Genomic DNA, 13,821 nt, shown 5'->3' with positions numbered 1-13,821 from the left:
CGGTATAGTAATTGGCATGGTGGAACTCAAGACGGACACGTCTCTCGATGCGATGTACGAGGCGGGCCAGGTCGTGGCCCGCGCCCTCACGGCCGTGAAGAAGGCCGCCGACGTGGGCGTATCCCTGCTGGAACTGGACGAGTTGGCGCACGACGTACTGCGCGGGGCGGGCGCGACCTCGCCCTTCCTCGGCTACCGCCCCTCGTTCGCGCCCACCCCGTTCCCTGCGGTCGTCTGCGCCTCGGTGAACGACGCGATCGTGCACGGCATCCCGGACGGCTACCGGCTGCGCGACGGCGACCTGGTCTCGATCGACTTCGGCGCGAAGCTGGGCGGCTGGGCCGGCGACTCGGCGATCAGCTTCACCGTCGGCACACCGCGCCCCGCCGACGTCCGCCTGATCGACACCGCCGAGCGCGCCCTCGCGGCGGGCATCGCGGCGGCCGTCGTGGGCAACCGCATCGGCGACATCGCCCACGCGATCGGCACGGTGTGCCGTACGGCCGGCTACGGCATCCCCCAGGGCTTCGGCGGCCACGGCATCGGCCGCCAGATGCACGAGGACCCCGGCGTCCCGAACGAGGGCCGCCCCGGCCGCGGCCTCCCCCTCCGCCACGGAATGGCCCTCGCGATCGAGCCCATGCTGATCGCGAGCGGCAAGGACGGCTACCACGAGGCACCCGACGGCTGGACCCTCCGCACGAACGACGGCTCGAGGGCGGCCCACGTGGAACACACGGTGGCGATTACGGATGCAGGGCCCAGGGTGCTGACCGAGCGCCGGTAAGCGGTCCCACCCAGGGGCGCGGGGAACTGCGCGACCAGCCACAACGCACCCGCGCCCGCACAACAACCCAAACTTGCGCATGCCCCACGCAGTGGCCCGTGCCATGGTGGATTGATGACCAGCGGCTACATATCTCCCGAAAACGACCCTTTCGAAGATTTCTTCGCCCGGTTCTTCGGCGGAGCCGCCCGCGGAGCCGCCCGCCCCGGTCCACGCCAAGTGGACATAGGCCGACTCCTCAGCCAACCGGCCAGGGACCTCGTCCGAGGCGCAGCCCAGTACGCCGCGGAACACGGCAGCCACGACCTGGACACCCAGCACCTCCTCCGCGCAGCCCTCTCCGCGGAGCCCACCCGCGGCCTCCTCACCCGCGCCGGCGCGGACCCCGACTCCCTCGCGGCGGAGATCGACGAGCGCTCGGGACCGGTCCAACCCCCGGAGGGCACGTCCCTCAACCTCACCCCCGCCGTCAAACGCGCCCTCCTGGACGCGCACGACCTGGCGAGGGCGGGCGGCGCCGGCTACATCGGCCCCGAGCACGTGCTCGGGGCCCTCGCCGCGAACCCGGACTCCGCCGCCGGCCACATCCTGAACGCGGCCCGCTACGCCCCCACGGGCCTGCCGCCCGAGGCACCGGACGGCGCCCTGCCGCGCACCGACCAGCCCCGCCCCACCGGCACTCCGACCCTCGACAAGTACGGCCGCGATCTCACCGACCTGGCCCGGCACGGTCGTATCGATCCGGTGATCGGCCGCGACGAGGAGATCGAGCAGACCATCGAGGTGCTGTCCCGGCGCGGCAAGAACAACCCGGTGCTGATCGGCGACGCGGGCGTCGGCAAGACCGCGATCGTGGAGGGGCTCGCCCAGCGCATCACGGACGGCGACGTCCCGGACGTGCTGACCGGGCGGCGGGTGGTCGCCCTGGACCTGACGGGCGTGGTCGCGGGCACCCGTTTCCGGGGCGACTTCGAGGAGCGGCTGACGAACATCGTCGGCGAGATCCGCGCCCACTCGGACGAACTGATCGTGTTCATCGACGAGTTGCACACAGTGGTCGGCGCGGGCGGTGGCGGCGAGAGCGGTTCGATGGACGCCGGCAACATCCTCAAACCGGCGCTGGCCCGGGGCGAGTTGCACATCGTGGGCGCTACGACGTTGGAGGAGTACCGCCGGATCGAGAAGGACGCGGCACTGGCCCGCCGCTTCCAGCCGATCCTGGTGCCCGAGCCGACCGTCGCGGACGCGATCGAGATCCTGCGCGGACTGCGCGACCGCTACGAGGCACACCACCAAGTCCGCTACACCGACGAGGCGTTGGTGGCCGCCGTGGAACTCTCCGACCGCTATCTCACCGACCGCCGCCTGCCCGACAAGGCGATCGACCTGATCGACCAGGCGGGCGCCCGGGTACGGCTGCGGGCCCGCACGAAGGGCACGGACGTACGGGCCCTGGAGCGCGAGGTGGAACAGCTCTCCCGCGACAAGGACCAGGCAGCGGCCGACGAGGACTACGAGAAGGCGACCCAACTCCGGGACCGTATCGCCGAGTTGAAGGTACGGCTGACGGAGGCCGGCGGCGAGGACACGGGCGACGAGGGCCAGGACCTGGAGGTCACCGGCGAGGCGATCGCCGAAGTCGTGTCCCGGCAGACCGGTATCCCGGTGAGCAGTCTCACCGCGGAGGAGAAGGACCGGCTGCTCGGTCTTGAGGAGCATCTGCACCGGCGGGTCGTCGGCCAGGAGGAGGCGGTGCGGGTCGTGTCGGACGCGGTGCTGCGCTCCCGCGCGGGGCTGGCCAGCCCGGACCGGCCGATCGGCAGTTTCCTGTTCCTCGGCCCAACGGGCGTCGGCAAGACCGAACTTGCCCGCGCCCTCGCCGAAGCCCTGTTCGGCAGCGAGGACCGGATGGTCCGCCTCGACATGAGCGAGTACCAGGAGCGGCACACAGTGAGCCGTCTCGTCGGCGCCCCGCCCGGTTACGTCGGCCACGAGGAGGCCGGTCAGCTGACCGAGGTCGTACGCCGACACCCCTACTCGCTCCTCCTCCTCGACGAGGTCGAGAAGGCCCACCCGGACGTGTTCAACATCCTCCTCCAGGTCCTGGACGACGGCCGGTTGACCGACGCGCAGGGCCGCACGGTCGACTTCACCAACACGGTGATCGTGATGACCAGCAACCTCGGCTCCGAGGCGATCACCCGGCGCGGCGCCGGGATCGGCTTCGGGCCCGGCGGCGCCGACGCGGACGAGGAGGCCCGGCGCGAGCAGATCCTGCGCCCGCTGCGCGAGCACTTCCGCCCCGAGTTCCTCAACCGCATCGACGAGATCGTCGTCTTCCGCCAGCTCACCGCCGAGCAACTCCGGCTGATCACCGACCTGTTGCTGGAACGCACCCGCCGCCTCCTGCACGCGCAGGGCATCACGGTGGAGTTCACGGACCCGGCGGTCAACTGGCTGTCCCGGCAGGGCTTCCAGCCCGAGTACGGCGCCCGGCCGCTGCGCCGCACCATCCAGCGCGAGGTCGACAATCAGCTGTCCCGGCTGCTCCTCGACGGCCGCATCGCGAAGGGCGGCCGGGTGACGGTGGACGTGGAGGACGGGCGGCTCGCGTTCCGAACGGACACGACACCGCCCGCCGCGGATACGATCCCGCCCGCCTCCGACTCACCGTCTACGGCGCCGGATTGACCACCGCCGCCGAGCCGCCACCGCGCCGTACCTTCTCCGCGGCGGCCAACCACTCCCCGTTCGGCAGCCGCTGCACACCGGTCGCCGCCCCGATCTCCGGGTTCAAGGTGAAGGAGTGCCCGATAGCTTGCAACTGGGTCTTCAAGTCGCTGTTGTAGAGCGCCGGTTCGAGCTCCGTGTTGGCCGCGTTGCGCTGACTCGCGCGCGGCGCCGCGATCGCGTCGACCAGCGGAAGCCCCCGGTCCAGGAACTCCGTGAGGGTCTGCAGCACGGTCGTGATGATGGTCGCGCCACCGGGCGAACCGAGCGCCACGACGGGCTTGTTGTGCTTGTCGAGGACGATCGTCGGCGAGATCGACGAGCGCGGGCGCTTGCCCGGACCCGGGAGGTTCGGGTCGTGGACGGCCGGATTGGCCGGGGTGAAGGAGAAGTCGGTCAGCTCGTTGTTGAGCAGGAAGCCACGCCCGGGCACGGTCATCGCGCTGCCGCCGGTCTGCTCGATGGTGAGCGTGTAGGAGACGACGTTGCCCCACTTGTCGGCGACGGTGAGGTGAGTGGTGTTCTCGCCCTCGTAGGTCGTCGGGGCGGCCGTCCCGGTGGCGGTGCAGGCGGTCGGGTTGCGCGGGTCGGCGGGGGCCAGCGGGCTGGTGAGCACCGCGTCGTCCTTGATGAGGCAGGCGCGTGAGTCGGCGAACTTCTGCGAGAGGAGTTCCTTCGTCGGTACGTCCTCGAAGGCGGGGTCGCCGACCCAGCGCCCCCGGTCCGCGAACGCGATCCGGCTGGCCTCGATGTAGTGGTGCAGGTACTGGACCTCGCTGGCCTTCGAAAGGTCCGTCTTCTCAAGGATGTTGAGGGCCTCGCCGACGGTCGTGCCGCCGGAGGAGGAGGGCGCGATGGAGTAGACGCCGAGTCCGCGGTACGTCGTCTTCGTGGGCGCCTGGAGCTTGGCGCGGTAGGCCGCGAGGTCCTCGGCGGCCAGTTTGCCGGGGCGGGCGTTCCAGCCCGAACTCGCGTCCACCTTCGGGGTGTTGACCGTGGCGAGGATGTCCTTGCCGAGGGCACCGCGATAAATGTCTCCGATCCCCTTCTTGCCCAACTCCTTGTACGTGGCGGCGAGTTCGGGGTTCTTGAAGGTCGATCCGACGACCGGCAGCGCGCCGCCCGGCAGGAACAGCTTGGCGGTGTCCGGGAAGTAGCGGAAGCGGGTCTCGTTGGCCGCCGTCTGGGTGCGGAAGGTGTCGTCGACCGTGAAGCCGTCGCTGGCGATCCGCTCGGCGGGCTTGAGGACCGTACCGAGCTTCTTGCTCCCCCACTGGTCGAGGGCCGTCTGCCAGGTGGCGGGCGTGCCCGGGGTGCCGACGCTGAGGCCGCTGCTGACGGCGTCGGCGAAGGCGAGGGCCTTGCCGTTCTCCACGAAGAGGTTGGAGTCGGCGGTCAGCGGCGCGGTCTCGCGGCCGTCGATGGTGTGCACCGTACGGGACTTGGCGTCGTAGTAGACGAAGTAGCCGCCTCCGCCGATGCCGGAGGAGTAGGGCTCGGTGACGCCGAGCGCGGCGGCGGTGGCGACGGCCGCGTCGACCGCGTTGCCACCCTTCTTGAGGACCTCGATACCGGCGGCGGTGGCGTCCGCGTCGACGCTCGCCACGGCGCCGCCGTAGCCGACGGCGACCGGAACCTTCGTCGGTGTGCTGCTGCTCGTCGCGGCGGGTGGGGCCGCTGCCCCGACCGACACCACGGCGGCCGAGACCGCCAGGACCGACAGTTTCCGTGCCACAGGGCGACGCATCCGTACCTCCAGTCCAGAACCGTCCGCGCAGCGTATCCACCTGGCACGGGCCCCGACAGACCGCTTCCGGCCGCCGCCACACGAACGTCACACGTCGAACACCGGTACGTACCAGCCACATCGGGCCGCTAACATGCGCGCCCATGAATGACGACGTGCGCAACATCGTTCTGGGCGTGGTCGCCGCCGGCCTCAGTGCCGCGCTCGGCTGGCTCGCCCGCACCTACCTGTGGAAGCGCAGACTCCGGCGCAAGCAGGCGTTCTTCGGGCTGCCCGACAACTCCGAGTCGCTGCTCGTGGTCAACCGCGAGGCGGGCGGCCCCGAGCTCACGGTGATGCGGCACGACGTGTTCGCCCTCCTCGAACTCGCCGCCCTGATCAAGGACTGCAACGCGCACGCCCAGGTCGTCGCGCACGACGCGGCCCAGCAGGGCTTCGGCGAACGCACCGAGTTCTGCGTGGGCGGCCCGGCCTCCAACCGTCGGATGGCCGCGCATCTGGCGTCCCTGCTGCCCGGCATCCGCGTCAACGTCGACCCGGAGCCGGGGCCGGACCGGGGCGCGTTCCAAATAGGCAGCGAGCGCTACCGACTCGATCCCGGCAAGGGCGAGTACGTGCTTCTCGCCCGGCTCACCGCCGGCCAACTGGGCGGCGCGCGGCCGGTGTTCCTCTTCTGCGGCCAGCGCGCGATCACCAACCAGGCGGCGAGCCGCTATCTCGCCCGCAACCACGAGAAGCTGGCCCGCAAACACGGCGGCAACACCTTCGTCCTGCTCCTGAAGGTGGTCAACTCGCAGGCGTACGGCCCCGATGTGGTGGAGCTGGTGGCGGACGTGACTCGGGCCGCAGAAACGCCCCTGCCTGCACCGGCACCACGGAGTTCGCACCGCGCCTCCTGAAGTCACACACACGTCAACAATCGTTACTGGCACGTAACTTACCCACGGGTTACCTCAGGTAAAGGGTTGCGGTTACCGTCGGGTCACTTTGCATTGACACGTGTGAGGAGTGACCCGTGCGAAACCGTCGCCAGTCCCTGCGTACGACCGCCGCGGTCGCCGTCTCCGCGACTCTCGTCGCCGGAGGTGTCCTCGGGTTCGCCCCCGCCGCCCAGGCCGCCACCAGCGGCGTCCGCTTCGTCGACATCGCGGGCGACGGCGGTACGAAGCTCGCGGCGAACGTCGTCACGCCGGCGGACGCGGACGGCTCGCACCGCTACCCCCTCATCGTCCTGCCCACGAGCTGGGGCTTCCCCCAGGTCCAGTACCTCGCTCAGGCCGAGAAGCTCGCGAACTCCGGCTATGTCGTGGTGAGTTACAACGTCCGCGGCTTCTGGCAGTCCGGCGGCGGGATAGAGGTCGGCGGCCCGGCCGACGTGGCCGACGCGTCCAAGGTCATCGACTGGGCGCTCGCCAACACCCCGTCCGACGCGGGGCACATCGGCATGGCGGGCGTGTCGTACGGCGCCGGCATCAGCCTCCTCGCCGCCGCACACGACAAGCGGATCAAGGCAGTTGCCTCGCTCAGCGGCTGGGCGGACCTGATCGACTCGATCTACTCGGGCCGCACCGAACACTCCCAGGCTACCGCCCTGCTGGACGGCGTCGGCCTCGTCACCGGCCGGCCGAGCGCGGAGACGAGCCAGGTCTTCAAGGACTTCTTCGCCTCCGACCTGTCCAAGGAACAGGAGTTGATCGACTGGGGGAAGGAACGTTCCCCCGCGACCTATGTCGATCAGATCAACAAGAACGGCGCGGCGATCATGCTCGCCAACGCCTGGGGCGACACGATCTTCCCGCCCAACCAAATAGCCGACTTCTACGGCGAGTTGACCGGCCCCAAGCGGCTGGAACTCCGCCCCGGCGACCACGCCACCGCCGAGCTGACCGGCCTTTTCGGGCTGCCCAACGACGTGTGGACGGACACCGAGCGCTGGTTCGACCACTACCTCAAGGGCGAGGACAACGGGATCAACCGTGAGGACCCCGTGGAACTCAAGTCCCGTTCCACGGGCGGCTACGAGGGCTATCCGGACTGGAAGTCGGTCGGCGCGACCCGCAAGAAGATCGACCTCGCGGGCACGACCACCATCCACACCAACGTCGACTCGGGCGCGGACGGCGGCATCGTCTTCCTGTCCAGCATCCTCGACCAGGTCGCCCAGGTGCCACCGGTCGCATGGGTCCCGCTGCTGCCGCGCCGCTGGGCCGCCGTATGGCAGTCGGCGAAGTACCAGAGCGCCCAACAGGTGCGCGGTACCGTGAAGTTGCATACAACGGTCACGGACACCAAGGAGAGCGGCACCCTCGTCGCGTACCTCTACGACGTGGGCCCGCTCGGCCTCGGCAAGCTGGTCAGCAACGCGCCGTACACCTGGCACGGGCAGACGCCCGGCAAGCCGTTCGGTGTGGACCTGGAGTTGTTCTCCACGGCCTACGACGTCCCGGCAGGGCACCATCTCGCCCTGGTCGTCGACACGGTCGACCCTCTCTACATCGAGCACAACCCGACCGGCGCGCAGCTGACCTTCTCCTCGCCTGCGAACGACCCGTCGTACGTGTCGATCCCGCTGCGCGAGCAGTGATCTCCGGCTGCCGCCGGGCGGGCACGTGCCCTCTCTACTACTGCACCCGCGGCAGCAGCATCCCTGGTTCGGCCGGGGCCACGTCCACGGCCTCGGTCTTGGGACTGCGCTGCTCCCGGCGGGACACCCATCCGGCGAACCAGGAGAGCAGCATGCACATCCCGATGTAGATCGGCGAAATCACCATCACCACGGGGATGAACGGCAAATCGTAGTCGAGGTTCGACGCGATCAGCTTCCCGGCGTGGAGAAACTCCTCATAGGTGATCAGATAGCCCAGCGAGGTGTCCTTCAGGGCGACCACCAGCTGGCTGATGATCGCGGGCAGCATGGCCCGTACCGCCTGCGGCACGAGCACGTAGGACATCACCTGGGTCTTGCGCATGCCGAGTGCGAACGCGGCCTCCCGCTGGCCGCGTTCGACGCTGTTGACGCCGGAGCGGAAGACCTCGGCGAGCACCGAGCCGTTGTAGAGGGTGAGTCCGGCGACCAGTGCGGGCAGCGGCTGCACCTTGAGCGCCACGAAGATGAAGAAGATCATCACCAGGACGGGCATGGCGCGGAAGAACTCCACGAGCAGGGTGGACAGCCAGCGCACCGGGCGGTGGTCCGAAAGGCGTCCTACGGCCAGCAGGGTCCCAAGCGCCAGTGACAGTACGGCCGCCAGCCCGAAGGCCTTGAGGGTGTTGCCGAGGCCGCGCAGCAGGAGTTCCTGAATTCCCTTGTACTCGAAGGGCATCCACTTCGTGTACGTGAACTGGTCGGTGTCGAACAGGAGATAGAGGATCCAGGCGAGGAGGCCGAGGATGACGACGGTGGACGCGATGCCGTAAAGGCGGTGCCGTTTGCGGGTCTTGGGGCCGGGGACGTCGTAGAGGGCGTTGGCGGTGGTCATCGGGCGACTCCCCACTTCCTCTCCAGCGCGTTGAACAGCGCGCTGATGGCGAGGGTGATGATCAGGTAGCCGAGGGCGATCCAGACGAAGGTCCAGACGATGTTGTAGCCGAGCTCGCTCAACGTCCGGTAGGTGCCGAGGAGTTCGGTGACGCTGAAGGCGCCCGCGATCGCCGAGTTCTTGGCGAGGGCGATGAGGGTGGAGCCGACCGGCGGGATCACCGAGCGGAACGCCTGCGGCAGCACGACCAGGCCGAGGCTCTGCCCGAAGGACATCCCGAGGCTGCGGGCCGCCTCGCCCTGTCCTCTGGGCACGGTGTTGATGCCGGAGCGCAGCGCCTCGCAGATGAACGCCGAGGTGTAGCAGCCGAGCGCGAGGACCGCGAACACCTTGAAGGGCAGCACGAGTCCGAAGCGCGGCAGGCCGAGCAGCACCGCGAAGAACAGCAGGGTGAGCGGGGTGTTGCGCAGCACGGTCACCCACACGGTGCCGAACACGCGCAGCGAACCGACGGGGGCGACCCGGAAGGACGCCATCAGGAAGCCGAGGACGAGCGCCAACACCGAGGCGTAGACGGTGAGTTCGACGGTGCCGAGGAAGCCGTCGCCGAAGGTCGAGAAGTTGTCTGTCAGTACGTTCACATCGGCCTCGCTCAGCTCGCCGGGTAGCGGTCGATCGCGGGCGGGGTGGGCGCGGGCACTCCGGACAGGCCGAGCGTCGCCTCGTACGCCTTCTTCCAGTCGCCGTTCTTCTCACGGGCCTCCAACGCGTCGTCGAGGGCGAACCGCAGGGCGTTGTCGCCGTGCGGGACACCGATGCCGTACGGCTCCTTCGAGAAGGGCTTGCCGACGACCTTGAGCTGGTCGGGGACCTTCGCCGCGTAGCCGATGAGGATCGCGTCGTCGGTGGTGACGGCGTCGACCTGATAGGTGAGCAGGTTGTCGACACAGACCGAGTAGGTGTCGTAGGCGACGAGTTGGGCCTTGGGGTAGTCGTCCTTGATGCGCTGGTACGGCGTGGAGCCGGCCGCCGAGCAGACGCGTTTGCCGGCGAGGTCCTGCGGGCCGTGGATGTCGTGCTCGTCGCTGCGCACGAGGAGCGACTGGCCGGCCATGTAGTAGGGGCCGGCGAAGCCGACGAGCTTCTTGCGCATGTCGTTGATGGTGTAGGTGCCGACGTAGTAGTCGATCTGGCCGTTCTGCAGGGCGGTTTCGCGGTTGGCCGAGGCGATCGTCTTGAAGTGGACGGTCTTCGGGGCGAAGCCGAGGGAGGCCGACATCATTTTGGCGATCTCGATGTCGAAGCCGGAGTAGGTGCCGGTCGCGGGGTCCTTCTCGCCGAGGTAGGGCTGGTCCTCCTTGGCGCCGACGACGAAGTAGCCGCGCTTCTTCGCCCGCTTCCAGGTCTTGGAGTCGGGGAGCTGAAAGCCTTGCACCACTTGGTAGTTGGGGAGTTTCTCGGCGGCCGGGCCCTTCACGGGCGGGCTGCCCTCCTTGCCGCAGGCGGTCGCGAGCAGTGCGAGGAGCAGCACGAGGAGCACACGGGTCGTACGGAACACGGATCGCACTCCCCCGCTCAGTGCTTGAGGATCTTGGAAAGGAAGTCCTTGGCCCGGTCGCTGCGCGGGTTGGTGAAGAACTCCTCGGGGGTGCGGTCCTCGATGACGCGGCCGTCGGCCATGAACACGACGCGGTTGGCGGCTGAGCGGGCGAAGCCCATCTCGTGGGTGACGACGACCATGGTCATGCCGTCGTGGGCCAACTGCCGCATGACTTCGAGGACTTCGTTGATCATCTCGGGGTCGAGGGCCGAGGTCGGCTCGTCGAAGAGCAGCGCCTTGGGTTCCATGGCGAGGGCGCGGGCGATGGCCACGCGCTGCTGCTGGCCGCCGGAGAGCTGCGCGGGGAACTTGGGCGCCTGCGAGGCGAGTCCCACGCGGTCCAGGAGTTCCATCGACCGCTTGTCGGCGTCGTCCCGTTTGCGCTTGCGGACCTTGATCTGGGCCAACGAGACGTTCTGCAGCACCGTCTTGTGGGCGAAGAGGTTGAAGGACTGGAAGACCATGCCGACTTCGGCGCGGAGCTTCGCGAGGGCCTTGCCCTCCTCGGGCAGCGGCCGGCCGTCCAGCTCGATCGTCCCGGACTCGATGGTCTCCAGCCGGTTGATCGCCCGGCACAGCGTCGACTTTCCCGACCCCGAAGGGCCGATGACCACGACCACCTCCCCCTTGCCGACGGTGAGGTTGATGTCCTGGAGGACATGCAGCTCCCCGTAGTACTTGTTGACGTCCCGCAGTTCGATCAACGGATCGACGGCCATGCCCAGCCCTACTCACTCTCAGCTGTGTCGTGGTTGCCGCAAACTATCCAGACAAGAACGGAGTTAACGCACGACACGCACTTTTCGGGCATTAGCCGTATTTACGCCCTTCTTACTCTTCGGCGACCTCCGCGTACAGCTGCGAGAGCTCGGGCACACCGCTCGCGGCCCACTCGTGACCGGAGGCCACGACGTCGAACTCGCGCCCGGAGTCCAGCCGTACGACGGGCTGGCCGTCCGGCCGGATCTCCCAGGCGGCGCCCTCCACCGTGCGCACGATCACGGTGCCCAGATACAGACCGGCGTCGTTGCCGAGCCAGGACACGGTCTCCTCGTCGTCCCGCCAGCGCGGCACCAGCTGGTCGAGTGCCTCCAACGAGCTTGCGGAGTCGTCGAGTTGGATGCCCTCCCGGGCAGCGTGCGAGCGGAGCAGCTCGCACTCGGCGAGCAGCTCGGCGATGCCCTCGGCGTCGTGGATACGGTGCTTCTCGGCCCGGTCACCCAGGAAAGGGATGTTCATACATACAGCGTGTCATTCGCATCGCGGTACGCACCACAGGGCGTCGCCGGTGGCGTGTCAACACCCCGGCTGCGGCGGGGGAAAGCCCCTCCGCCGAGCGCGGGTTGGCCGGATGGTGGACGCGATGTCCGGTTCGTACCGTCGCAGTATGAATCGGACAGGCAGGATGATCGTGATGTCTTCGGTTGCCGCAGCCCTGGTGGTGAGCGGTTCGGTGTCCGCGGAGGCCGCGGGGGCGGGGGCGGTTCCGGCCGCGTCGGCGCAGGCCGTGCACGACGCGGGGCGGGGGCGTGTCGTGTCGGTGACGCATCTGCGGACGCTGTCCGCGCGGCAGGTGACCGCCGAGTTGAAGAGCGACGAGGACGGCCCGGACTGGTACACGGGAAGCGTCCGCCACGGCGTGGACACGTACCGCGTGGTCTACCGCACGGTGGACGCCAAGGGCCGGCCGACCACGGCGAGCGGGCTGCTGGCGTTCCCGCGCGGTGGCGAGCGGCGGCTGCGGACGGTGTCGTTCACGCACGGCACCGAACTCTTCAAGGGCGATGTCGCCTCCGTGTCGACGGAGGTGTGGGGCCAGGCGCCCGCCCTCACCTACGCGTCGGCCGGCTTCGCCGTCGTACTCCCCGACTACCTGGGGCTCGGCCTCGGCCCCGGGCTCCAGGCGTGGATGGACATACCGTCCGAGACGACGGCCGCGCTGGACCTGCTGCGGGCCGCCGCTTCCCTCGCGCCCACGGTGGGACGGCAGTTGGGGCACGAGGTGCTGGCCACCGGCTTCTCCCAGGGGGCGTCGGCGGCGCTCGGGCTGACCCGGGCCCTTCAGGAGGGGGCCGATCCGCGCTTCCGGGTCGCGGCGGTGGCGCCGGTGAGCGGCGCGTACGCCTTCCGGGACGTGGCGTTCCCGTCGTTGCTGGACGGGCGGGCGAACCCGAAGGCCGGCGTGATCTACACCGCGCTGGCCCTGGTCTCCTTCAACCGGCTCCATCACGTCTACCACAGCCCGGGCGAGGCCTTCCGGGCGCCGTACTCCCGCACGATCGAGCGCCTGCTGGACGGCACGCACACCGGGCAGGAGGTCGTGGCCAAGACGCCGAACACGATCGACGCCCTGCTCACCCGGCACGGGCGGGCGCTCATCGAGCACCCGACGGGCGGACTGGCCGCCGCGCTGCGGATCACCGACGGGGTGTGCACGGGCTGGACACCGAGGATGCCCATGCGGCTCTACTACGCCGAGGGCGACGAGCAGGCCGTGAACGGGAACAGCGAGCACTGCCAGGCGTCGTTCCGGGCCCGGGGTGTCGACGTACCGCTCGTCGACCTCGGCACTCCGGACTACGGCGGCTCCCGCCATCTGGGCTCCCAGCAGGCGGCGACGGGGGCCGTCGTACGGTGGTTCGCCTCGCTCGGGTGAGCGGGCGGCACGGGCCCGGTCAGACGTCCAGGTCGACGACGACCGGCGCGTGGTCCGAGGCGCCCTTGCCCTTGCGCTCCTCGCGGTCGACGTAGGAGTCGGTGACGGCCTTCGCGAAGGGCTCGTTGCCGTAGACCAGATCGATGCGCATGCCGCGGTTCTTCGGGAAGGCGAGCTGGCGGTAGTCCCAGTACGTGTACGGGTGGTCGTACTTGAGGGGGCGCGGGACGACGTCCGAGAGGCCCGCCTCGCGCAGGGCGGTGAGGGCGGCGCGCTCGGCCGGGGTGACGTGGGTGAGGCCCTCGAAGGCGGCCACGTCGAAGACGTCGTCGTCGGTCGGCGCCACGTTGTAGTCGCCCAGCACCGCGAACGGGCGGCTGCCGCGCGCGTCCTCCGCGACGGCCGCCCTGAGGGCCTCGAACCACTGGAGCTTGTACGCGTAGTGGGGGTGGTCCACCTCGCGGCCGTTCGGTACGTACACCGACCAGACGCGGACCGGGCCGCAGGTCGCCGCGACGGCGCGGGGCTCCTGGACGCCGTCGTAACCGGGGTCCCCGGGGAGGCCCTTGACCACGTCCTCGAGTCCTACGCGGGAGAGCACCGCCACGCCGTTCCACCGGCCGGTCGCGTTGACCGCCGCCTCGTAGCCCGCCGCGCGCAGTTCGTCGAACGGGAACTGCGCCTCGGCGAGCTTGGCCTCCTGGAGGCACAGCACGTCGGTGCCGCTGCTCTCCAGCCAGGCCAGGAGCCTCGGCAGACGGGCGGTGATCGAGTTCACGTTCCAGGTCGCGATGCGCATGCCTCACAACCTACCGAACGGCA

Annotated in this window: 12 protein-coding genes; 5 read left to right on the top strand and 7 right to left on the bottom strand. The window is 69.5% G+C overall.

The genetic code is table 11. The annotated features are described in order from the left end of the window. Positions 1-16: 16 nt before the first annotated feature. Complete coding sequence (gene map, locus SSP08S_RS29450) at positions 17-787, top strand: type I methionyl aminopeptidase (RefSeq protein WP_019071242.1); 771 nt, start codon at positions 17-19, stop codon at positions 785-787. A gap of 114 nt (positions 788-901) precedes the next feature. Further along, positions 902-3,478 (top strand): ATP-dependent Clp protease ATP-binding subunit, encoded by a 2,577-nt coding sequence (locus tag SSP08S_RS56155; protein WP_043259770.1) that lies wholly within the window; start codon positions 902-904, stop codon positions 3,476-3,478. On the opposite strand, the gene ggt is transcribed toward SSP08S_RS56155, so the two are convergent. Beyond that, positions 3,462-5,264, bottom strand: a complete 1,803-nt coding sequence (gene ggt / locus SSP08S_RS29440; protein WP_026178930.1) for a gamma-glutamyltransferase — start codon at positions 5,262-5,264, stop codon at positions 3,462-3,464. The genes SSP08S_RS56155 and ggt overlap by 17 nt on opposite strands. A 143-nt stretch (positions 5,265-5,407) precedes the next feature. Here ggt and SSP08S_RS29435 point away from each other — a divergent pair, with 143 nt between their 5' ends. Together SSP08S_RS29435 and SSP08S_RS29430 are read left to right on the top strand one after the other, a co-directional pair. Then, positions 5,408-6,163: a hypothetical protein gene (locus SSP08S_RS29435; RefSeq protein WP_169400756.1), complete on the top strand. Its 756-nt coding sequence runs from the start codon at positions 5,408-5,410 to the stop codon at positions 6,161-6,163. 116 nt (positions 6,164-6,279) lie between these two features. Then, the gene (locus tag SSP08S_RS29430; protein WP_019071238.1) at positions 6,280-7,848 is read left to right on the top strand and encodes a CocE/NonD family hydrolase; all 1,569 of its coding nucleotides are present in this window, start codon (positions 6,280-6,282) and stop codon (positions 7,846-7,848) included. Positions 7,849-7,885: 37 nt separating this feature from the next. On the opposite strand, the gene SSP08S_RS29425 is transcribed toward SSP08S_RS29430, so the two are convergent. From SSP08S_RS29425 to SSP08S_RS29405, 5 genes are all read right to left on the bottom strand, one after another. Further along, on the bottom strand, positions 7,886-8,743 hold the full coding sequence (locus SSP08S_RS29425; protein ID WP_019071237.1) for an amino acid ABC transporter permease: 858 nt from the start codon (positions 8,741-8,743) through the stop codon (positions 7,886-7,888). Further along, the gene (locus SSP08S_RS29420) at positions 8,740-9,384 is read right to left on the bottom strand and encodes an amino acid ABC transporter permease (RefSeq protein ID WP_019071236.1); all 645 of its coding nucleotides are present in this window, start codon (positions 9,382-9,384) and stop codon (positions 8,740-8,742) included. Before SSP08S_RS29420 ends, SSP08S_RS29425 begins: the two co-directional genes overlap by 4 nt. Positions 9,385-9,395: 11 nt before the next feature. Continuing rightward, a complete protein-coding gene (locus SSP08S_RS29415) occupies positions 9,396-10,301 on the bottom strand; it encodes a glutamate ABC transporter substrate-binding protein (protein ID WP_019071235.1) in 906 nt (301 codons plus the stop codon). A gap of 17 nt (positions 10,302-10,318) precedes the next feature. Then, entirely contained in the window at positions 10,319-11,062 is a 744-nt protein-coding gene (locus tag SSP08S_RS29410; RefSeq protein WP_019071234.1) for an amino acid ABC transporter ATP-binding protein, read from the bottom strand. 112 nt (positions 11,063-11,174) lie between these two features. Further along, positions 11,175-11,582 carry a DUF6278 family protein gene (locus SSP08S_RS29405; protein WP_019071233.1) on the bottom strand — a complete coding sequence of 136 codons (408 nt, stop codon included), beginning with the start codon at positions 11,580-11,582 and terminating at the stop codon, positions 11,175-11,177. 175 nt (positions 11,583-11,757) lie between these two features. On the opposite strand from SSP08S_RS29405, the gene SSP08S_RS29400 reads away from it, so the two are divergent. After that, complete coding sequence (locus SSP08S_RS29400) at positions 11,758-12,999, top strand: lipase (RefSeq protein WP_245607979.1); 1,242 nt, start codon at positions 11,758-11,760, stop codon at positions 12,997-12,999. Between the two features lie 19 nt (positions 13,000-13,018). On the opposite strand, the gene SSP08S_RS29395 is transcribed toward SSP08S_RS29400, so the two are convergent. Next, on the bottom strand, positions 13,019-13,798 hold the full coding sequence (locus SSP08S_RS29395) for an exodeoxyribonuclease III (protein ID WP_019071231.1): 780 nt from the start codon (positions 13,796-13,798) through the stop codon (positions 13,019-13,021). Positions 13,799-13,821: the final 23 nt, after the last annotated feature.

The organism is Streptomyces hokutonensis, assembly GCF_000376565.1.
Lineage (GTDB): Bacteria > Actinomycetota > Actinomycetes > Streptomycetales > Streptomycetaceae > Streptomyces > Streptomyces hokutonensis.
Note: the sequence above shows the minus strand (reverse complement) of the source record. Positions and strands in the feature narration are given on the sequence as shown.